Origin of the sequence: Streptomyces adelaidensis (assembly GCF_016598475.1) — a bacterium.
GTDB classification, from domain to species: domain Bacteria; phylum Actinomycetota; class Actinomycetes; order Streptomycetales; family Streptomycetaceae; genus Streptomyces; species Streptomyces adelaidensis.
Window position 1 is genome coordinate 60,457 of record NZ_JAEMUX010000030.1, and the last position, 20,483, is coordinate 80,939.

The window sequence follows — 20,483 nt, forward strand, 5'->3', positions numbered from 1 at the left end:
ATGACCGAAACAGTCCCCACGGGGGCGCCGATAGCCCAGTCCGCCGACTCGTCCGGCCGGATCGAGCTGGCCCCCGAGGCCTTCCCGGCCGACAGTCCCTTCGCCAACGACGACCTGCGTCCCGTACCGGTCTCCGAGCGCGAGTGGACGACGTACAACTTCGCGGCGCTGTGGATCTCCATGGCGCACTGCATCCCCAGCTGGACCCTGGCCTCCGGCCTGGTCGCCCTCGGCATGGACTGGAAGCAGGCCGTCTTCACCATCGCCCTGGCCAACATCATCGTGCTGCTGCCGATGCTGGCCACCGGGCACGCCGGACCCAAGTACGGCATCCCCTTCCCGGTGCTCGCCCGCGCCTCGTTCGGGCTGCGCGGCGCCAACATCCCGGCGCTGATCCGCGCGGCCGTGGCCTGTGGCTGGTTCGGCATCCAGACCTGGATCGGCGGCAGCGGCATCTTCGCGCTCGGCTCCAAGCTCACGGGCGGTGAGTGGGAGAAGGCCGGGCAGATCGCCGGCAACCCGTGGCCGCTGTGGCTCTGCTTCATCCTCTTCTGGGCGCTGCAGATCGCGATCATCTACCGCGGCATGGACTTCCTGCGGCACTTCGAGAACTGGGCCGCGCCCTTCGTGATCGTCGGCGCGCTCGTGCTGCTGGTCTGGATCGCGATCAAGGCGGACGGCTTCGGCGCGCTGCTCGACCAGCCCTCCAAGCTCGGCTGGGGCCCCGACTTCTGGCCGGTCTTCTTCCCGTCGTTGATGGGAATGATCGGCTTCTGGGCCACTCTGTCCCTGAACATCCCCGATTTCACCCGCTTCGGCGCCAGCCAGAAGGCGCAGACCTGGGGCCAGGCCCTGGGCCTGCCGACCACGATGACCCTCTTCGCGGTCCTCGCCGTACTGGTGACGTCCGGCTCCGAGGTCGTCTACGGCGAGGCCATCTGGGACCCGGTCGCCCTGGCGGCCAAGACGGACAACGCCTTCGGCCTGCTCTTCGCGCTGATCATCGTGCTCGTCGCCACGATCTCCGTGAACATCGCGGCGAACGTGGTCTCACCGGCGTACGACCTGGCGAACCTCGCGCCGAAGCTCATCAACTTCCGTACGGGCGCGCTGATCACGGGTGTCGTCGGCATCCTGATCTTCCCGTGGGAGCTGATCTCCACGCCCGAGTTCTACATCTTCACCTGGCTCGGCGTCGTCGGCGGTCTGCTCGGCACGGTCGCGGGCATCCTCATCGCCGACTACTGGATCATCCGCCGTACGGTCCTGCACCTCGCGGACCTCTACACGCCCGGCGGCCGCTACTGGTACGCGTCCGGCTGGAACTGGCGTGCGATCGCGGCCTTCGTGGTGGGCGGTGTCCTCGCGGTCGGCGGCTCGTACTCGACCGTCTCCGCGGACGGCGTGTCGTCGGGACCGTTCCCGCACGACGGCATCATCCCGTTCCTCAAGCCGCTCGCCGACTACGGCTGGGCGGTGGGCCTGAGTGCGTCGATCCTGGTGTACGTGGCGCTGATGGGCGGGGAGAGGGAGAAGCTCCGGAGCGAGGAGCGGGTGACCGTCTGACGGCGACCGTCCGACGGTGACTGACCGGCGGTGACTTTCCGGCGGTGACTTTCCGGCGGTGGCCGTGCCGGAGTGGCGTGCCCCTACTGGGCGTCCTCCAGCACGGCCACCGCTTCCTTCGCTGCCTTGATGGCGCCCTTGTTGATCTCGTCCGTGCTGGGCGCCTTCTTCGACTCGAAGTCGCTGCCGTTGTACGTGACGATCACCATGGCGTTGGAGAGACGGACGTACACCACGCCCTCGCGGGTCTGCTGCTTGTCCTCGGTGGTCAGGTTCACCACCGAGTAGGCGGCGTCGCCGAGACCCGGGACGGCCCCGCCGCCGCTCTTCTCGGTGATGCGCTTCTGGTAGGCGGTTCCGGCCTTGTCGTCCGTCTCCTGGATCTCGTACGAGACGTCGAGCCAGCGGTAGTCGTAGCCCTTGAGCGCGTTCCAGGAGCAGGTGCGGCGCACGGACTCGTTCGTCGACGCGATCTCCTTGCCGGCCGTCTTCGCGCCCGGAACAAGGGATTTGACCGTTTTCGTCGCGACGCCGGAGCAGGGAGAGGGCGCCTTCGCGTACGTCTTGGACGCGGCCGAGGTCGACGGGGCGGACTCGGAGGTCGAGACGGGCCCGGACGCGGTGTCCTGCGCGGAGTCCTCCTTGGCCGGGCTCGCGGCCAGCGGACCGGACGTCAACGCCCAGCCCGCGGAGGCGAGTACGGCGACCGGCAGCAGTCGCGCGGTGAGGGCGAGCGGCAGAGGGAGATCACGCACAGCGCACTTCTCGGGGTCGTGGCGGCGATACCGCCGGGCGGTGGGGAACGTCAGTGTCACACGAGTGTCTGTGGGACGAAAGTGCGAACTCGCTCTGTGTATACGTCGTGACCGGGTTTGCGGTTCAGGTCGCGGCTGACGGGTTTCGTCATATCGACGTCCGTTCGGCTTCTGCGTTTGTCGTTGTCTGTCGTTTCATCCTGAGGTCCGTGTCAGGATCGGTTCATGATCCCGATACCGAACCGGACTGTCGGACGCGCGCTGCTGACGGTGGTGCTGGCCCTCGCAGTCGGCGGCTGCGGGCTCTCGGAGGAACTCGACCGGGAGCGGAACCCGGACCGTGCGGTGCCCGAGGTGTCGCCGTCGGAGCTGGAGGTGTGGCCGACCGAGGCCCCGTCGGCCGACCCGTCGACCGAGGCGCCGGCCGCCTGCCCGTCCTCGGGGGTGCGGATGCTGCCCGGCCTGGTGGAGGCGGCGATGGGGCTGCGCGCGATGAGCGTGACGCTCACGAACTGCGGTGCGAAGCCGTACGCCCTGAACGGCTACCCCTCGATCGAGGTGCTCGACGAGAGCCGCGAGCCCGTCGACGGTGTACGCGTTCTGCGAGGTGCGCAGGACATCACCACGGGTGTGCCCGACCTCGGCCCGCACTCCGTGACGCTGGCGTCCGGAGAGTCGGCAAGGACCTCACTGGTCTGGCGCAACACGGTCACCGAGGTGGACGTACCCGCTGTCAACGCCCCGTACCTGCGGATCGCGCCGGCGAAGGGCGAGGCCCCGGAAGTCCTCACCCCGGACGGCGGCATCGACCTCGGCAACACGGGGCGCCTCGGTACGACGGCGTGGGCGAAGGTCTCCGAGGACGGTTAACGGGTTGCGGGGTGTTCGCCGTGATCAGCACCCTGGGGGCATGACCCGGTCACAGACTGCCACCACCGAACCCCAACTCCCTTCCGTGCGCGAGGAGATCGTCGCCTACTACGAACAGGACAAGGAGGACGCCCGCATCAGAGAGGGCGCCGGACGGCTGGAGTTCTGGCGCACCCAGGACATCCTGCGACGGCTCCTGCCCGAGGCCCCCGCGCGCCTGCTCGACGTCGGCGGAGGCACGGGGATCCACGCCGAGTGGCTGGCGGCGGACGGGTACGAGGTCGAGGTCGTCGACCCCGTACCGATGCACGTGGAGCGGTCCGGACGGCTGCCCGGGGTCACCGCCCGGCTCGGGGACGCCCGCGCGCTGCCCGCCGAGGACGCCGCCCACGACATCGTGCTCTTCCTCGGGCCCCTCTACCACCTGCCCGAACGCCCGGACCGGGTACGGGCCCTGAGCGAGGCGTACCGGGCCGTGCGCCCGGGCGGTGTGGTGGTCGCGGCCACGATCAACCGGTTCGCGGGGCTCAACGACACCCTCCGGCAAGGGAACTACTTCATCCCCGAGCGCCGCACACGCGTCGACGCCGTGTCGGCCGACGGCAGACACCGGTACTCGTCGCAGGACCCGAACTTCACCACCGCCTACTTCGCCGACCCCGGCGAGGTGCAGGGCGAGTTCACCGAGGCCGGGCTCGTCTGCGAGGGGCAGTACGGAGTCGAGGGCGTCGCCTGGCTGATGGGCGGGGTGGCGGAGTGGCTGGACGACCCGGAACGACGGGAGGCCGTACTGGCGGCGACGCGACGGATCGAGTCGGAGCCGTCGCTGCTGGGGGCGAGCGGGCACGTCCTGACGGTGGGCCGACGTTCCTGAAGGGCCGGGTGGTGAGCCCGGTCGATCCCGGGAGGGGCTCTCCGCGTACTGCGTACGATCATCGAACGCCCGTCGCGCAGTGAGGAGTCAGCCCCGTGTTCACCACTCGCCCCACCCTTCAGGGCACCTTCGGCATGGTGTCCTCCACGCACTGGCTGGCCTCGCAGTCGGCGATGGCCGTGCTGGAGGACGGTGGCAACGCGTTCGACGCGGCCGTCGCCGCGGGCTTCGTCCTGCATGTCGTGGAACCGCACCTCAACGGGCCCGCCGGCGAGGTGCCGATCATCCTCGCCCCGGCGGACGGCGAGGTCCGGGTGGTGTGCGGGCAGGGCGTCGCCCCCGCCGGGGCGTCGGTCGAGTACTACCGGGGGCTCGGTCTGGATCTCGTCCCCGGTACGGGACCGCTGGCGGCCGCCGTGCCGGGCGCTTTCGACGCCTGGATGCTCCTCCTGCGCGACCACGGCACCAAGGACCTCGCCGACGTCCTGAAGTACGCCATCGGGTACGCGGCGGACGGACACGCGCCCGTGGAGAACGTGGGGGCGACGGTCGAGTCGGTGCGTGACCTCTTCGAGAAGGAGTGGCTCTCCTCGGCGGCGGTGTACCTGCCGGACGGACGGGCGCCGCGCCCCGGCGAGCTGCTGCGCAACCCGGCCCTCGCCGCGACCTGGCGGCGGCTGCTCGCCGAGGTCGAGGGCGCGGCGGGGGCCGGGAACCGGGAGGCGCGGATCGAGGCGGCGCGCGAGGTGTGGCGCTCCGGCTTCATCGCCGAGGCCCTGGTCCGGCAGGCCGGCCGGCCCACCATGGACACCAGCGGCGAACGGCACACCGGGACGCTCACCATGGCCGACCTGGCCGCGTGGTCCGCGTCGTACGAGGCCCCGGCGACGTACGACTGGAACGGCTGGACCCTGTGCAAGGCGGGCCCCTGGAGCCAGGGACCGGCCCTCCTCCAGCAGCTCGCCCTGCTGCCGCCCGAACTGCCCGAGCACGGGTCCGCCGAGTACGTGCACCTCCTCGTCGAGGGCTGCAAGCTCGCCATGGCGGACCGGGAGGCCTGGTACGGGGACGCGGCGGAGGTGCCGTTGGGCGAGCTGCTGTCCGACGGCTACAACACCGGGCGACGGGCGCTGATCGGGGACACGGCGTCGTACGAGCTGCGGCCCGGAAGTCCCGGCGGACGGAGCCCGCGCATGAGTGTCCACGCGGGCGTGGTGGCCATGGACGAGCCCGGCTTCAGCCCGATGGGGGCCGGCGAGCCCACGGTCGCGCGGGACGGAGGCACCCGGGGGGACACCTGCCATCTCGATGTCGTCGACCGCTGGGGCAACATGGTCGCGGCCACCCCCAGCGGTGGCTGGCTGCAGTCGAACCCGGTCGTGCCCGAGCTGGGCTTCCCGCTCGGCACCCGGCTGCAGATGGCCTGGCTGGACGAGGGGCTGCCCAACTCCCTCACCCCCGGGCGCCGGCCGCGCACCACGCTCACCCCCTCCCTGGCACTGCGCGACGGGGTGCCCGTCATGGCCTTCGGCACGCCCGGCGGCGACCAGCAGGACCAGTGGCAGCTGCACTTCTTCCTCGCCGTCGCCCTCCGCCCGCCGGTCCGGGGCGGTCTCGACCTCCAGGGCGCGATCGACGCCCCGAACTGGCACAACGACGCCTTCCCCAGCTCCTTCCACCCGCGCGGCATGCGCCCCGGCAGCGTCACCGTCGAGGCCCGCACACCCCCGGAGGTCGTCGCGGAGCTGCGCCGGCGCGGCCACGCCGTCACGGTCGGCGACGCCTGGTCCGAGGGCCGGCTGTGCGCGGTCGCCCGGGACCCGGCGACCGGGGTGCTGTCGGCGGCGGCGAATCCCCGCGGGATGCAGGGGTACGCGGTCGGGCGCTGAACCGGTCAGCCGCCCAGCGGGAGTCGGGAGTCGGGAGTCGGGAGTCGGGCGCCGGGCGGATGCGCCCCGCGTATTCATGGCGATTCCATGCCGAATGCACCGGTGGGGTGGGGATTGTCAGTGGCGCGTGCTGTCATGGAGGCATGATCGAAGACAACGAAACCATCGACGAGTTTCTCGCCCGGCACTCCGCGGACGTCGAGGAAGCCATCCGCAAGGCGGCCGCCGCGGAGATCATGCCGCGCTTCCGGCAGCTCGCCGCGCACGAGGTCGACCAGAAGAACGGCCCGCACGACCTGGTGACCGACGCCGACCGCAAGGCGGAGCTGTATCTGACGGAGGCGCTCGCCGAGCTGCTGCCCGGCTCGGTCGTGGTCGGCGAGGAGGCGGTGCACGCCAACCCGGCGTCGTACGACGCGATCCGGGGGGAGGCGCCGGTCTGGATCGTCGACCCGGTGGACGGCACCCGGCAGTTCGTGCGCGGCGAGGCCGGCTTCTGCACCCTCGTCGCCCTCGCCCGGGGCGGAGTCCTCCTCGCCTCCTGGACATACGCGCCCGCCCTCGACCGACTCGCCGTGGCGATACGCGGCCGGGGCGCCACCCTCGACGGCGAGCCCCTTCGGGCCGGCTCGCCCGAGCCCGGCCGTGACCTCGAAGTGGCCACCTCCCACCCGGACTACACCACGCAGGAGCAGAAGGCCGCCCTGCTCGGCCTGTGGACGGAAGGCGTCGCCCCGCGCGCCTGCGGTTCGGCCGGCCTCGAGTATCTGGCCATCGCCGAGGGCCGGTTGGACGCGACCGCGTTCTCCTGGGAGGCATCCTGGGATCATGCGGCCGGTCTTCTCCTGGTCGAGGAGGCGGGCGGCGCCCACCTGACCCTTACCGGCGAGCCCTTCCGGATAACCGGCGGCAACACGCTTCCGTTCACCGCGGCCCGGGACGCGGCCACGGCCCGCCGGGTGGTGGGCCTGCTGGCGGACGGGGCCTGACCCACAGTCCGGGGCCTGACCGGCGGACCGGGGCCGGGGCCGGGGCGCATCGGCCGGTGGGGGCCACCCTTGCCCGGGGCTGTCGGTGGCCGGGCATATCCTGATCGCGGTTCTGTCGTCGGGCGGGGGTCCGTCGGCAGCACCTGGTGGCCATCTGCTGACGAAGGGGTCCGGACGTGCCGTCGATGCTCGACGCGGTGGTGGTGGGGGCGGGGCCGAACGGCCTGACGGCCGCCGTGGAGCTGGCCCGCCGCGGGTTCTCCGTGGCTGTTTTCGAGGCGAAGGACACCGTGGGAGGGGGCGCCCGCACCGCGGAGCTGACCCTGCCCGGCTTCCGCCACGACCCGTGCTCCGCCGCGCACCCGCTCGGCGTCAACTCGCCCGCGTTCAGGGCGATGCCGCTGCACCGCCACGGCCTGGAGTGGCTGCACTCGGAGCTGCCCATGGCGCACCCGTTCCTCGACGGCTCGGCCGCCGTGCTGTCGCGCTCGGTGGGGGAGACGGCCGCCTCGTTCGGGCCGCGTGACGCGGGCGCCTACCGCAGGCTCGTCCAGCCGTTCCTGCCCAAGTGGGAGACGCTCGCCCACGACTTCATGTCGCTGCCGCTGACCGCGCTGCCCCGCGACCCGGTCACCCTCGCCCGGTTCGGCCTCGTGGGGCTGCCGCCCTCGACCTGGCTGATGCGCCGCTTCAAGGACGAGCGGGCCAAGGCGCTGTTCGCCGGGCTCGTCGCCCATGTCATCGCCCCGCTCGGCGGCCTCGCGACCGGCGCCGTCGGGCTGGTCTTCGCGCTGGCCGCGCACGCCGCCGGCTGGCCGGTCGCGAAGGGCGGCTCGCAGGCCATCTCCGACGCGCTCACCGCGTATCTGAAGGACCTCGGCGGCACCGTCCACACCGACTACGAGGTCAAGCGCCTCGACGACCTGCCGCCCGCCCGCGCCTACGTCTTCGACACCTCGCCCACCGCCCTGGCCCGGATCGCGGGCTTCGGACGCCACTACGACTCGTACCGGTACGGCGCCGGTGTCTTCAAGATCGACTACGCGCTGGACGGCCCGGTGCCGTGGACCGCCGAGGAGGCGCGCCGCGCGGGCACCGTCCAGGTGGGGGCGAGCAAGGCGGAGATCGGCGCCGCGCTCGACGCCGCCTCACGCCACGGCCGGGCGCCCGACGCGCCCTTCCTGATCACCGTGCAGCCCAGTCTCGTCGACCCGAGCCGCGCCCCCGAGGGCAAGCATGTCTTCTGGGCGTACGGCCATGTCCCGAACGGCTGGACCGGGGATCTGACGGACGCCGTCGAGCGTCAACTGGAGCGGTTCGCACCGGGGTTCCGGGACCGTGTCCTCGCCCGCGCCACCGCCGGCCCGCCCGAGTTCGCCGCGCACAACGCGAACTACGTCGGCGGGGACATCGCCTGCGGCGCGGCCTCCGGACTGCGGTTGCTGCTGCGCCCCAAGCTCTCCCTCTTCCCGTACCACACCCCGCACCCGGCCATCTTCATCTGTTCCTCGGCCACTCCGCCGGGCCCCGGTGTGCACGGCATGTCGGGGCACAACGCGGCCAAGGCGGTGTGGCGGAGACTGCGCCAGGAACCGTGACCTTCCCTCAGGTTTCATCGTCGAGAAAGACAAAGGCGCAAACCGACAAAGTTCTTCACATCCTCTCCATGTGAATGTTCAAGTTACGTGGGTAAATTGCCGCCATGAAAGATCGGAGAGCGTCACCGCGCTCCAGCCCACGGCCGGCCGTGGGCCTCGCTGACCTCGCACAACTCGTCCGCGCACCGGCCGCGTTGAGCGTGCCGGGCGACGTCCTCGCGGGCGCCGCCGCGGCCGGGCACCCGCTGAGCGTGCGGACGTTCGGGGTGATGGGATCGTCCGTCTGCCTCTACTGGGCCGGCATGGCCCTCAACGACTACGCCGACGCCACGATCGACGCGGTCGAACGCCCCGAGCGCCCCGTCCCGTCGGGCCGGGTCCCGCGTCGTACCGCCCTCGCCGTCGCCGGCGCTCTGACCGCGGGCGGACTCGCGCTCGCCGCCGCCTCGGGGGGCCGCCGGAGCCTCCTGGGAGCGCTTCCGCTGGCCGGCGCCGTCTGGGCGTACGACCTGATGCTCAAGTCCACCCCGGCGGGCCCCGCCGCCATGGCCTCCGCGCGCGCCCTGGACGTCATGGCGGGCGCGCTGGCCGCCGGACCGGGGCCGGACCGTACGCACGGGACCGGCGCGGCCCTGCGGCGCGGCGCCGTCCCGGCCGCGCTGGTCGGCGCCCACACCTACACCCTCACCGCCCTCAGCCGCCACGAGATCTCCGGCGCCCCCGCCCGGCTGCCGGCCCTGACCCTCGCCGCCTCCACGGCCACGGCCCTCGCGACGGCACTCCCGGCCGTGCGCGCGGCCGTCGCCGCCTCCGGACGCCTCCCCGAGCGCGCCGGCACCGCCTGCGCCGCGCGGTCCGGCGCGGCCGGTGGCGGCGCGCGGTCGACCGCGACCCGGGCCGCCGTGGTCACCGCCGGGGCCCTCACCTACCTCGGCAGCTACGGAACGGCCCAGGCCCGCGCCGTACGGGAGCCTTCCGGCGAGAACGTACGGCGGGCCGTCGGGGCCGGCATCCTCGGGCTGATGCCCCTGCAGGCGGCGCTGACCGCGCGGAGCGGAGCCACGGTCGCGGCGGCGGCCCTGGGCGTCGTACACCCTCTGGCGCGGGCGCTCGCCCGGCGCATATCTCCCACCTGAACCAGCACAGAACCGCGCAGGAGCAATGCCGGAATGACCCCACCCCCCGCACCGACCGCCCCCCTCAGATTCGGTTACGGCACCAACGGCTTTACCAATCACGGGCTGAGCGACGTCCTCGCGGTCCTCGCCGAACTCGGCTACGACGGCGTCGCGCTCACCCTCGACCACGGGCACCTCGACCCCTACGCGGACGACCTGCCCCGGCGGGTGGCCGCCGTCGCCCGTGACCTGGCCCGGCACGGGCTCGACGTGACGGTCGAGACCGGCGCGCCCTACCTTCTCGATCCCTGGGGCAAGCACCACCCCACGCTGATGTCGGACGACGCCGAGCGCCGGATCGACCTGTTGCGGCGGGCCGTGCGCATCGCCGGCGACCTCGGCTCACCCACCGTCCACCTGTGCAGCGGACCGGCGCCGGACGGCGCACTGCCGGAGCGGGACGCGTGGAAACGGCTCGCGGCGGGCGTCGAGACCGTCCTGGAGACGGCGGGGGAGTACGGCGTCTCGCTGGCCTTCGAACCCGAGCCGTACATGTTCGTCGACACCGTGGAGCGGTGCCTGGAACTGGCCGAGATGGTCGGCGGGCACGAGCTGTTCGGGATCACCCTCGACGTCGGGCACGCGCACTGCGTGGAGGACCGGACCGTGCTGGAGTGCGTGCGCCGGGCCGCGCCTCGACTGCTGAACGTACAGATCGAGGACATGCGGCGGGGCGTCCACCAGCACCTCGAATTCGGCGCCGGCGAGATCGACTTCCCGCCCGTGCTCGCCGCACTCCAGGGCCTCGGCCACCGCGGACTGGTCTCCGTGGAGATCCAGGGCGGTTCCCTCGACGCCCCCGAAGTCGCCCGCCGCTCGCTGGAATTCCTCCGTGCGGCGGCTGCGGCCTGACCCGCACCCCCCACCCGACAAGTACTCCGTACGTACTCCGCAAGTACTCCACCTCCACAGGATGTCGCTCCGTCATGGCGTTCACCGGCCTGCCCCGCTCCACCCCACCCGACCCCCGGACCGCTCTCGCCGGCCACCCGCCGGACGCGCCGGCCCACGCCTGGCTCGACGAAGCCGTGGCCCGGATCACCGACCGGCCTGCCGCCATCGGCGCGCTGTTCCCCGCCGCCCGAAGACGCTGCGGCCACGCCCGTCTGGACGAACACTGGACCGTCGACGAGGCGGCCCGCGCCGTCCTGATCACCGCCCTGCCACTGGAGGGCGAGCCGCTCGCGGGCGAACTGGCGGGCCTCTTCCGCCACGGCGACCCCGCCGAGCAGCGGGCCGTGCTGAAGGCGCTGCCCCTGCTCGACGACACGCCGGACGCCCTCGCGGGGGAACACCCCGGCGATCACGGACGGCTGGGCGACCGCGCACTCCCCCTCGTCCGCGAGGCCCTGCGCGGCAACGACAGCAGCCTCATCGAGGCCGCCCTCGGACCGTACGGCGCCGCCCGCCTCCCGGACGGCGAGTACCGCCAGGCCGTACTGAAATGCGTCTTCTACGAGATCCCGCTGGACCGGATCGCCGGCCTCGACGTCCGCGCCGATGACGAACTCGCCCGGATGCTCGCCGACTTCGCGCACGAGCGGGTCGCCGCGGGCCGGGACGTACCACCGGACATCTGGCCCGTCGTCCGCGCCTTCCCCGTCCTCGACACCTTCACCGACCTGCTCACCGCCGAGACACACGCCGCCGCACCCGACCGCCGCGAGGCCGCCCTACGGGCCCTGAAGGCGCTCCGAGAAGCAACCGCGCTCACCGCAGAACCCGAGGAAGAGGCCTGACCGTGCGCATCTTCGACCCCCACATCCACATGACCTCCCGCACCACCGACGACTACGAGGCGATGTACGCGGCCGGGGTGCGCGCGGTCGTCGAGCCGGCCTTCTGGATGGGCCAGCCCCGCACCTCGCCCGAGAGCTTCTACGACTACTTCGACGCGCTGCTGGGCTGGGAGCCGTACCGGGCCGCCCAGTTCGGCATCCAGCACTTCTGCACGATCGCGCTCAACCCCAAGGAGGCCAACGACCCGCGCTGCCGGCCCGTCCTGGACGAACTGCCCCGCTACCTCGCCAAGGACCGGGTCGTCGCCGTCGGCGAGATCGGCTACGACTCGATGACGCCCGAGGAGGACGAGGCGCTCGCGGTCCAGCTCCAGTTCGCGATCGAGCAGGGACTGCCCGCCCTCGTGCACACCCCGCACCGCGACAAGGCCACCGGCACCCGCCGGACCCTGGACGTCGTAAAGGAGTCGGGCATCGCCCCCGAACTAGTCGTCCTCGACCACCTCAACGAGCTGACCGTCGGCATGGTCCTCGACAGCGGCTGCTGGGCCGGGTTCTCGATCTACCCGAAGACCAAGATGAGCGAGGACCGCATGGTGACGATCCTCCAGGACCACGGCACCGAGCGCGTCCTCGTCAACTCGGCCGCCGACTGGGGCAGTTCGGACCCGCTCAAGACCCGGAAGGCCGCCGACGCCATGCTCGCCTCCGGGTTCGACGACGACGCCGTGGACCGGGTGCTGTGGCGCAACCCCGTCGCCTTCTACGGGCAGAGCGGCCGACTGGAGCTCGACGAGCCCAAGCCGGACGAGGAGTCGTCCTTCCAGGGCAACTCCATCCGGCGCGGCGGGGCGTGAGGGAACGGCCATGCGATTCAGGCACCCGGACGGCACCACCGTCCACCTCGGCTACTGCAGCAACGTCCACCAGGCGGAGGACCTCGACGGCGTCCTCGCCCAACTCGCCACGTACGCCGAGCCGGTGCGTGCGCGCCTGGGCGTCGACCGGCTGGGCATCGGGCTGTGGCTCGCCCGCGATGTCGTAGCCCGACTGGTCGAAGAAACCGGCGAGTTGAAACGTCTCAAGGACGAACTCGCCGCGCGCGGCCTGGAGACCGTCACCCTCAACGCCTTCCCGTACGCCGGGTTCCACCGAGAGGTGGTCAAGAAGGACGTCTACCTCCCCGACTGGGCGGACGAGGCGCGCCTGCGCCACACCCTCGACTGCGCCCGCGTGCTCGCCGCGCTGCTCCCCGACGACGCCGAGCGGGGCAGCGTCTCCACGCTGCCACTGGCCTGGCGCACGCCCTGGCCTGCGGACGTCGCCGAGAGGGCCCGCCGCGCTCTGGACCGGCTCACCACCGGGCTCGCCACGATCGAGTCGGACACCGGCCGCCGCGTCCGGGTCGGCTTCGAACCGGAGCCCGGCTGCGTCGTGGAGACCACCGCCCAGGCCGTACGGGAGCTGCGCGGCCTCGACCCCGAGCGGCTCGGCGTCTGCCTCGACGCCTGCCACCTCGCCGTACAGTTCGAGGAACCCGGCGCGGCCCTGCGCCGCCTCGCGGACGCCGGGCTGCCCGTCGTCAAGCTCCAGGCGTCCTGCGCGGTCGAGGCCGCCGACCCGGCCGACCCCGCCGCCCGCGCGGCACTGCGGCGCCTCGCGGAGCCACGGTTCCTGCACCAGACCCGTACGGCGGCGGCGCAGGAGGACCCCGGGGTGCGGGGCGTCGACGACCTGCCGGACGCGCTGGACGGCGGCCTGCCCACCGACACCGGCCCCTGGCGGGTCCACTTCCACGCCCCGCTGCACGCCGACCCCGAACCACCCCTGCGCACCACCGCCGACCAGCTGAGCCGCGTCCTTGCCGGACTGCTCGGCGGGGACGCGGCTGACTGCGATCACATCGAGGTCGAGACCTACACCTGGTCCGTCCTCCCCGACCCGCCCGCCGACCTGGCCGGCGGTATCGCGTCCGAACTCGCGTGGGCCCGCGACCGGTTCACCGATCTCGGCCTCAAGGAGGACCACCAGTGAGTACCCGAACCGGCCCCAGGGAGAACCACCGATGAGTACCCGCCCCAACCGGCTCGTCGTCCTCGACATCGTCGGCCTCACCCCCAAGCTGCTGAAGCACATGCCCGCGGTGGCCGCCCTCGGCGAGCGCGGCTTCCGGGCCCGGCTCGACCCCGTGCTGCCCGCCGTGACCTGCACGGCCCAGTCCACGTACCTCACCGGCGAACCGCCCTCCGGGCACGGCGCGGTGGGCAACGGCTGGTACTTCCGGGACCTCGGCGAGGTACTGCTGTGGCGCCAGCACAACGCTCTGGTCGGCGGCGAGAAGATCTGGGAGACGGCCCGCAGGTCCGCCCCCGACTACAAGGTCGCCAACATCTGCTGGTGGTACGCGATGGGTGCGGACGTCGACCTGACCGTCACCCCACGGCCGGTCTACTACTCCGACGGCCGCAAGGAACCCGACTGCTACACCTGGCCGCCGTCCCTGCACGACGAACTCATCGACCGGCTCGGCCCGTTCCCGCTCTTCACCTACTGGGGGCCCAACGCCGGCATGCCCTCCACCCAGTGGATCCTCGGCGCCGCCCGCCAGGTCTTCGACGAACACCACCCCGACCTCACCCTCGTCTACGTCCCCCAACTCGACTACGAGCCCCAGCGGTCCGGCCCCGACTCACCCGCCACCCACCAAGCCGCCCGCCAACTCGACGACGCCCTGCGCCCGTTGCTCGACCACTTCCTGAGCGAGGGCGCGACGGTGGTGGCGCTCAGCGAGTACGGCATCACCCCGGTCTCCCGGCCCGTGGACATCAACCGCGCCCTGCGCCGCGCCGGTCTGCTCCAGGTGCACACCCAGGACGGCATGGAGTACCTCGACCCCTGGACCTCACGGGCCTTCGCCGTCGCCGACCACCAGATCGCCCACGTCTACGTACGGGACCCGGCCGACACCGAGGCGGTCGCCAAGATCCTGGCCGAACTCGACGGCGTGGACCAGGTGTTGGACACCGAGGGCAAGGCGGCCCACGGTCTGGACCACGAACGCTCCGGCGAGCTCGTCGCGGTCGCCGACCCCGACGCCTGGTTCACGTACTACTACTGGCTGGACGACGAACGCGCCCCCGACTTCGCCCGCCAGGTCGAGATCCACCGCAAGCCCGGCTACGACCCCGCCGAGCTGCTGTACGACGAGACCGTCCCCGCGGTGAAACTGCGCGCGATCGGCCAGGTGGCCCGCAAGAAGCTGGGGTTCCGCTACCGCATCAGCACCGTCCCGCTCAACCCCTCCGGCGTCAGCGGCAGCCACGGCCGGCTGCCCACCCACCCGGACGACGGGCCCGTACTGCTCTGCTCCGCGAAAGAGGCGACCCGCGAGGCGTACGCCGCCACCGAGGTGAAGTCCCTGCTGCTCGGGCTCGCCGGACTGAACGAAGGAGCGCCGCCCGTATGACGACCCACCCTGCCCTTCCCACAGCGCGTCCGCTGCTCGACCCCGCGCCCGAGTACGCCAAGTGGCGTGCCGAGGAGCCGATCCGGCGGGTGACGGTCTGGGGCGACAACAGCCCCTGGCTGATCACCCGCCACGAGGACGCCCGCGCGGTCCTCGCCGACCCGCGCTTCAGCGCCGACGCGACCCGCGACGGCTACCCCGGGTTCCGGCCGCAGTCGCCGCCGCGCGCGCCCGGCCAGTTCTTCATGATGGACCCGCCCGACCACACGCGCCTGCGCCGCGTACTCATCCCCGACTTCACCTTCCGCCGCATCGAGCAACTCCGCCCGGCCATCGCCCGGATCTGCGGCGAACTGCTCGACACCATGACGGCGGACGGCGCCACCACGGCCGACCTGGTCGAGTCGTACGCCCTGCCGCTGCCCTCCCTCGTCATCTGCGAACTGCTCGGAGTGCCGTACGAGGACCACGACTTCTTCCAGCGGCAGGCGAAGTCGTTCAGCAGCATGTCCTCCGGTCCGCAGGAGATGCTCGCCGCCCGCAAGGCGCTCCACACCTACCTGGGCGAACTGCTCGCCCGACGGGCCGAGGAGCCCGCCGACGACCTGATCTCACGTCTGGCGACGGAGCGGGTGGCGACCGGCGAGATCAGCGTGCCGGAGGCCGTCGGCGTCGCCTCGCTGCTGCTGGTGGCGGGCCACGAGACGACCGCCAACATGTTCCCCCTGGCGGTCGTGGCCCTGCTGCGCCACCCCGGACAACTCGCCGCCCTGCGCGCGGACCCCGGTCTGTGGCCGGGCGCCGTCGAGGAGCTGCTGCGCCATCTCACCGTCGCGCACTCGGGGCTGCGGCGCATCGCCACCGAGGACGTGGAGGTCGCGGGCGTCCGCATCCGTGCGGGTGAGGGCGTCGTCGTGGCGCTCCAGGCCGCCAACCGCGACCCGTCCGCCTTCCCCGACCCCGACGCCCTGGACGTCCGCCGCGGCACCACCGGCCATCTGGCCTTCGGCCACGGCCTGCACCAGTGCATCGGCCAGTCCCTCGCCCGCGCGGAACTCCAGGTCGCCCTGCCCGCCCTCTTCGACCGCCTGCCGGACCTGCGCCTGACGGCTCCGCCGGAGGACTTCGCGCTCACCATGAGCACGGTCCATGGGGTACGCAGGCTGCCGGTCGGGTGGTGACGCGGTCCGGCGGCAGGGCCTTGTCGGCCCGTCATATTCCGGGGCAGGAAAGACCCGTCGGCTGATATAGAGACGGGCATGACCACCATCACCCTCGCCCGGGGCGACATCACCCAGCAGTCCGTCGACGCCATCGTGAACGCCGCGAACTCCTCCCTCCTCGGTGGGGGAGGAGTGGACGGCGCGATCCACCGCCGCGGCGGCCCCGCCATCCTGGAGGACTGCCGCAAGCTGCGCGCCTCCCAGTACGGCAAGGGCCTGGCCACCGGCCGCGCCGTCGCCACGACGGCCGGCGAACTGGACGCGCGCTGGGTGATCCATACGGTCGTGGGCGTTGGACGGAAAAATCCCATTCACGTGGGTCGGCCGTGAGCGCCGGTTCTCCTCGGTGGACGTGGAGAATATGAAGCGCGGCAGTGACTCCTCGACCTCCCGTCCGCGCCTGGAGTTGCTGTATGTGCGCGTCTCGGGCTCGTCCGGGCAGGAGTCCTCTCTGGAGGCTCAGGAGACCGAACTGCGGGCCACCTCAGCGGGCGAGATCGTCAAGGTCGTGAAGGATCGTGGCTCGGGTCTGAAGGAGAACCGGCCGGGTCTGAACCGGGTGTTGGCGATGGTGTCGGACGGCTCCGTGACTGTGGTGCGTGTGACGCATGAGGACCGATTGGCCCGCTTCGGTGTCGGCTGGCTCAAGCGGCTGTTCGCCGTGTACGGCGTCACCGTGGAAGTGCTGCACCCGAAGAAGCTCGGCGGCCGGGATGAACTCCTCGAAGACTTCGTCTCCCTCGTGACGACGTTCACCGGGCGCCTGTACGGGATGCGGAGCGCGGAGAACCGAAATCGGCTGCTGGCCGAGTCCGGCCAGTGCGGCGACGAGGGCCGTGCCGCGTGAGCCGGAAGCTGCCTCTCACTGACGGCGAGACCTCCCGCACCGCGTGCGCCCGCGCCCTCATCCGCACGGGCGTGGACGAGGAGACCGGCGAACTCCTCAGCGCTGCTGCTCTGATGGAGCGTGTGGGCTGGTGCACCGACCTGGTGGCCCAGATGACCGGCACGCTGCTGGCCGAGCACCGGAACGCCACCGACGTCGATGTCCTCGCAGCCGGGCAGGATCCGGGCGGTAGGAAGCTGCCGTCGAATGCGTGGATGGCGCTGCGGCGCCTCGGCTGGACTACCGCACCCGACGAGGGCGTGAAGGTCAACGACCGGATCGTCCGCATGGCCCAGGAGCAGGCCGGGCGCGCTTTGCGATCGGTGAAGTGGCGGGCCGACATGGTGGGCGGTCTGCTGGCCGCGTGGCCTGCTGACCCGAAGAAGCGCACCCCCGAGGAGTGGGACCAAACGCGGGCCGCGATACCGGGCGGTGAGTATCTGCCCTCCAGCGTCATCCGTTCCCGCACCCGCCAGATCACTGCCTTCGAGCGTAAGTACGGGCGTCTGGCGGCCGACGTGTTCGAGCTGGAGCCCACCCTGCGTGTGCCACGCATGTTGCTGCTTGCCGCGTGCGACGGGCAGCAGGCCACCATCGAACGCTCCGCGACCGAGCCGACGAAAGCCCTCCTGCGGCTGCAACTCCCCACCCGGCCCGACCCGCGGAAGTACGCGGACTGGACATGGGTGGAGTGCCCGATCACGCTGCCGCCCACGGTTCCAGCGAACGCGGTGATCCACCTGCCGACGCTGCGCATCGCGGGCGGCCGAGTACGCGCCGACCTCGCCTACACCCACCCCGTCCCCAAGACCCGGCGCACCGGGCACACGGTCGCGCTCGGCGTGGACTGGGGGCTGAACACCCTCCTCAGCGCGGGCGCGGCCCGACTCCACGACGACGGACGTATCACCGCCCTCGGCTCCGGCGCCCAGTTCCGGGCCGCCGGGGTGCTGGCCAAGCAGTACCGGCTGCGCCGCATCAGCGAACGCCTCCACGCCAAAACCGACCACTACATGCGGCTCGCCGATCCTTCCCTGGGCGGCAAGAACGCTGTGCTGGCGGAGGAGGTCCGGCGCGTCTCGGAACGCCGGACCAACCTCAACGACGCGTTGGCGTGGGCTGCTGCCCGCTGGACAGTCGATCAGGCCGCTGCGGTCGGGGCCACGGTCATCTGTCTGGAAGACCTTCGGTCGATGGAAGCCGGGGGCATGGGCCGCACCCAGAACACGCGCATGTCCCAGACCGTGCGCGGTCAGATCACCGACCGTATGCGGCACCTGGCAGCCGAGGTTGGCATTGCGGTCGTGACGGTGCCGCCGAGGAATACCTCGAAGCACTGCCCGCACTGCCTCACACCGCTCAGGCACCGCAAGGCACCCGACCGGCCCACCGTGTCGGGCTGGAGGTGGGCCATCTGCCCCAGCCATCACTGTGGTTGGCAGGGCGACCGCGACCAGGGCGCCTGGCGGCGGATCGCCGCACGCGGCCTCGCCCACCAGGCCAAGACCGTCGTGGACCGCGCCGGCGGCACCATGGTGATCCGCACGGTGGTGGACACGATGGAAGCCAAGGCCGTCATCACGGCCACCCCGAAGACCAGCCGGACGGACCGGTCGAAGACCGGCCCCACCCGGCCGCGAACCAACTACCTCATGCCCAGGCGACGTGAGGTTCCCTCCCCGGTACGGCCTTCGGGTCACGCCGGCCAGCGTCCGGAGGGACACGCACCAACGGACCGGCGGCGGCTGCCCCGCGCAGCCCACCGGCACCAGGGCGTGACCACGATCAGCACACCCACCACCGGCCACCGGCCACGCGGAGCAGCACTCGGCGCGGGATTCCATCTCCACGCTCATGCTGCCCCACCACGGTGGGCAGAACCCGTGTCAGACCATACGGTTCGCATAGGCTCGCTTAGCTGATCAGAGACGCTTCAGGAAGCGATCCTTCGCTCCTTGCCTCTTGCTACCCGCGCCGACGCCTTCCTCCGTACCATGCCCGACGGGTATGCCACCGGCCTCACCACCGCGCCCCTGTCCGGCGGAGAGACCCAACGGGTCGGCCTGGCCCGTGCGTTCGTCCAGTCCGGCCCGTCCGGCCGCCTCCTCGTCCTCGACGACGTCACCGCCAGCCTCGACACCGTCACCGAGCACCACATCACCCAGGTCCTCACCGGGTCCGGCCCCCTCGCCGACCGCACCCGGCTCGTCGTGACCCACCGTGCCTCCACCGCCGCCCGCGCCGACCTCGTCATCTGGCTCGACACGGGCAACGTCCGGCGCCAAGGCACCCACCGGGCACTGTGGACAGACCCGGGATACCGGGCCGTCTTCCGCCCGGAACCGACGATGCGCGAGGGCGTACGCGCGGAGCCCGCGCCCCGTGACGACGCGCGCCCGGAACCGGCGGCGTCCCACGAGGCCGCGCGTCCGGTGCCGGAACGCCACGGGGGCGTGCGGTGAACCCGGGGCCGCGCCGGCTGCTGCGCTCCACGCTCCGCACGCGGCGCCGGAGGTTCGTCCGGCTCGCCGGCTGGTCGCTGGTCCAGGCCGTACCCGCGCTGCTGTCGGGCTGGCTGGTCGCCCGGGCCGTCGACGAAGGCTTCCTCGCCGACCGCAACGTCGAGGGCCTGGGCTGGCTCGCACTGCTGGCCTGCGCCGTTCTGATCGGCGCCTGGGGCACCCGGCAGGCCACCTTCCAGTGGCCGAGGTCGTCGAGCCGTTCCGCGACGCCCTGGTCACCCTCGTCACCACCGGCACGCTCCACCGCTCCGCCCGTCTCGGGCAGCCCGCCGACACGGCCGGCGTGGCCCGGCTGACCGAACAGGTGGAGATCGCCCGTGAGTCGTTCGGCGCGGTCGTGATGTTCGTGCAGACCTTCGCGGTCACAGTGGTGAGCGTGCTGCTCGGGCTGGCGACGCTCGATCCCGCCCTCCTGCTGTTCGTCGTCCCGCCCCTCGCGGCGGGCCTCGCACTCTTCCTCCTGGCCCTACGGGCCCTGCAACGGGCGGTCGTCCTCGCCGACGAGGCCATCGCCCAACACGTCGGCGCGATGGCCGGCGGGCTGCGGGACGTGACCGCCTGCGGCGCCGAGGACCTCGTACGCGGCCGGGCCGACGCGCGCATCGACCAGAGTGCCGCAGGGACCGTTCTTCCCGATGAGCCCCGCGACGCGCAACTCCGGTGCCCGCCTGAGAAACCCGGAGGTCGCCGAGTCGGCCACGAAAAGCGTCCGGCACTGCGGCAACCGCGCGGCCAACTCGCACGAGGTGCCCAACGCCCCGTCCTCGTCACCGTCGATGTCGATGACGACCACATCGGGCCGGTACGACAGCGCCCGCGTCGCCACCTGATCGTGCCCGGCAACGCGGCGACCACCTCGATGTCCTCCTCACGGGCCAGCAGTGCGGAGAGCGCCCCGCGCACCAGTTCTGTCTCCTCCACGAGAAGA

19 protein-coding genes and 1 pseudogene are annotated in these 20,483 nt (G+C 72.1%); 18 read left to right on the forward strand and 2 right to left on the reverse strand.

Features of this window, described 5'->3' with window-relative positions:
- Complete coding sequence (locus tag I8N67_RS19245) at positions 1-1,566, forward strand: NCS1 family nucleobase:cation symporter-1 (protein ID WP_200304379.1); 1,566 nt, start codon at positions 1-3, stop codon at positions 1,564-1,566.
- Positions 1,567-1,649: 83 nt separating this feature from the next.
- Here the strand turns inward: I8N67_RS19245 and I8N67_RS19250 are convergent, their stop codons facing one another.
- Positions 1,650-2,321: a hypothetical protein gene (locus I8N67_RS19250; protein WP_200304380.1), complete on the reverse strand. Its 672-nt coding sequence runs from the start codon at positions 2,319-2,321 to the stop codon at positions 1,650-1,652.
- A 225-nt stretch (positions 2,322-2,546) separates the two neighbouring features.
- Between I8N67_RS19250 and I8N67_RS19255 the strand changes: the two genes are divergently transcribed.
- The 17 genes and pseudogenes from I8N67_RS19255 (at position 2,547) to I8N67_RS42700 (ending at position 19,851) form a co-directional block, all read left to right on the forward strand.
- Positions 2,547-3,191, forward strand: a complete 645-nt coding sequence (locus I8N67_RS19255; RefSeq protein ID WP_200304381.1) for a DUF4232 domain-containing protein — start codon at positions 2,547-2,549, stop codon at positions 3,189-3,191.
- Positions 3,192-3,231: 40 nt separating this feature from the next.
- The gene (locus tag I8N67_RS19260; RefSeq protein WP_200304382.1) at positions 3,232-4,065 is read left to right on the forward strand and encodes a class I SAM-dependent methyltransferase; all 834 of its coding nucleotides are present in this window, start codon (positions 3,232-3,234) and stop codon (positions 4,063-4,065) included.
- Positions 4,066-4,160: 95 nt separating this feature from the next.
- The gene (locus I8N67_RS19265) at positions 4,161-5,954 is read left to right on the forward strand and encodes a gamma-glutamyltransferase family protein (RefSeq protein WP_200304383.1); all 1,794 of its coding nucleotides are present in this window, start codon (positions 4,161-4,163) and stop codon (positions 5,952-5,954) included.
- A 143-nt stretch (positions 5,955-6,097) separates the two neighbouring features.
- Positions 6,098-6,943, forward strand: a complete 846-nt coding sequence (locus tag I8N67_RS19270) for an inositol monophosphatase family protein (protein ID WP_200304384.1) — start codon at positions 6,098-6,100, stop codon at positions 6,941-6,943.
- 185 nt (positions 6,944-7,128) lie between these two features.
- Positions 7,129-8,541 carry a phytoene desaturase family protein gene (locus tag I8N67_RS19275; RefSeq protein ID WP_200304398.1) on the forward strand — a complete coding sequence of 471 codons (1,413 nt, stop codon included), beginning with the start codon at positions 7,129-7,131 and terminating at the stop codon, positions 8,539-8,541.
- Positions 8,542-8,645: 104 nt separating this feature from the next.
- Entirely contained in the window at positions 8,646-9,677 is a 1,032-nt protein-coding gene (locus I8N67_RS19280) for an SCO3242 family prenyltransferase (protein WP_200304385.1), read from the forward strand.
- A 33-nt stretch (positions 9,678-9,710) separates the two neighbouring features.
- Positions 9,711-10,571, forward strand: coding sequence for a sugar phosphate isomerase/epimerase family protein (locus tag I8N67_RS19285; RefSeq protein ID WP_200304386.1), 861 nt, complete (start codon positions 9,711-9,713; stop codon positions 10,569-10,571).
- A 74-nt stretch (positions 10,572-10,645) separates the two neighbouring features.
- Entirely contained in the window at positions 10,646-11,458 is an 813-nt protein-coding gene (locus tag I8N67_RS19290) for an EboA domain-containing protein (protein WP_200304387.1), read from the forward strand.
- 2 nt (positions 11,459-11,460) lie between these two features.
- Complete coding sequence (locus tag I8N67_RS19295; RefSeq protein WP_200304388.1) at positions 11,461-12,315, forward strand: TatD family hydrolase; 855 nt, start codon at positions 11,461-11,463, stop codon at positions 12,313-12,315.
- Between the two features lie 10 nt (positions 12,316-12,325).
- Positions 12,326-13,492 (forward strand): metabolite traffic protein EboE, encoded by a 1,167-nt coding sequence (gene eboE, locus I8N67_RS19300; protein ID WP_200304389.1) that lies wholly within the window; start codon positions 12,326-12,328, stop codon positions 13,490-13,492.
- Between the two features lie 31 nt (positions 13,493-13,523).
- Positions 13,524-14,924 carry an alkaline phosphatase family protein gene (locus I8N67_RS19305; RefSeq protein ID WP_200304390.1) on the forward strand — a complete coding sequence of 467 codons (1,401 nt, stop codon included), beginning with the start codon at positions 13,524-13,526 and terminating at the stop codon, positions 14,922-14,924.
- A complete protein-coding gene (locus I8N67_RS19310) occupies positions 14,921-16,105 on the forward strand; it encodes a cytochrome P450 (RefSeq protein WP_200304391.1) in 1,185 nt (394 codons plus the stop codon). The genes I8N67_RS19305 and I8N67_RS19310 overlap by 4 nt, the downstream gene beginning before the upstream one ends.
- A gap of 78 nt (positions 16,106-16,183) precedes the next feature.
- Positions 16,184-16,432: pseudogene (locus I8N67_RS19315) on the forward strand (macro domain-containing protein); the annotation flags it as partial.
- Positions 16,433-16,439: 7 nt separating this feature from the next.
- The gene (locus I8N67_RS19320) at positions 16,440-16,994 is read left to right on the forward strand and encodes an IS607 family transposase (RefSeq protein WP_200304392.1); all 555 of its coding nucleotides are present in this window, start codon (positions 16,440-16,442) and stop codon (positions 16,992-16,994) included.
- Positions 16,991-18,955, forward strand: coding sequence for a zinc ribbon domain-containing protein (locus I8N67_RS19325; protein ID WP_307835285.1), 1,965 nt, complete (start codon positions 16,991-16,993; stop codon positions 18,953-18,955). Before I8N67_RS19320 ends, I8N67_RS19325 begins: the two co-directional genes overlap by 4 nt.
- Before the next feature lie 72 nt (positions 18,956-19,027).
- A complete protein-coding gene (locus I8N67_RS19330; RefSeq protein ID WP_372443747.1) occupies positions 19,028-19,495 on the forward strand; it encodes a hypothetical protein in 468 nt (155 codons plus the stop codon).
- Positions 19,492-19,851 (forward strand): hypothetical protein, encoded by a 360-nt coding sequence (locus I8N67_RS42700; RefSeq protein WP_234045927.1) that lies wholly within the window; start codon positions 19,492-19,494, stop codon positions 19,849-19,851. The genes I8N67_RS19330 and I8N67_RS42700 overlap by 4 nt, the downstream gene beginning before the upstream one ends.
- A gap of 170 nt (positions 19,852-20,021) precedes the next feature.
- On the opposite strand, the gene I8N67_RS42705 is transcribed toward I8N67_RS42700, so the two are convergent.
- Positions 20,022-20,381, reverse strand: coding sequence for a response regulator (locus I8N67_RS42705; protein WP_234045928.1), 360 nt, complete (start codon positions 20,379-20,381; stop codon positions 20,022-20,024).
- Positions 20,382-20,483 lie beyond the last annotated feature (102 nt).